The organism is Pseudoalteromonas sp. S3178, assembly GCF_005886985.1.
GTDB lineage: Bacteria > Pseudomonadota > Gammaproteobacteria > Enterobacterales > Alteromonadaceae > Pseudoalteromonas > Pseudoalteromonas carrageenovora.
The window spans coordinates 1-268 of record NZ_PNCW01000435.1; the positions used below are offsets into that span (position 1 = coordinate 1).

General features: G+C 47.4%; 1 protein-coding gene. It reads right to left on the reverse strand.

Features of this window, described 5'->3' with window-relative positions:
• Positions 1 to 239: SapC family protein (locus CWC11_RS21635; RefSeq protein ID WP_249330801.1), on the reverse strand; the 239-nt coding region annotated here is incomplete at its 3' end.
• Between the last annotated feature and the right edge of the window lie 29 nt (positions 240 to 268).

The window sequence follows — 268 nt, forward strand, 5'->3', positions numbered from 1 at the left end:
TCAGCATTGGCGATCAGCTCGCTTTGCATATCAACCGCAACAATATAATCATTGCCCTTAGTTTGGCTGAGTATCAACGGTTGATTAAACAGCGCTAATGGAGTGCGCTTTGCCAGCCATTTGCCCTGCTCAACGAAGTTGTTGCGCTGTGGCGCAAGCGAAAACAATGCAAAAGGGGCCAACTCACCATTACTTTGGCGTAAAAATACTAAAGGAAACTCAGCTGCTAGCTTTGGCATCTCCGATAATACAACCGGCACAGCCTGCT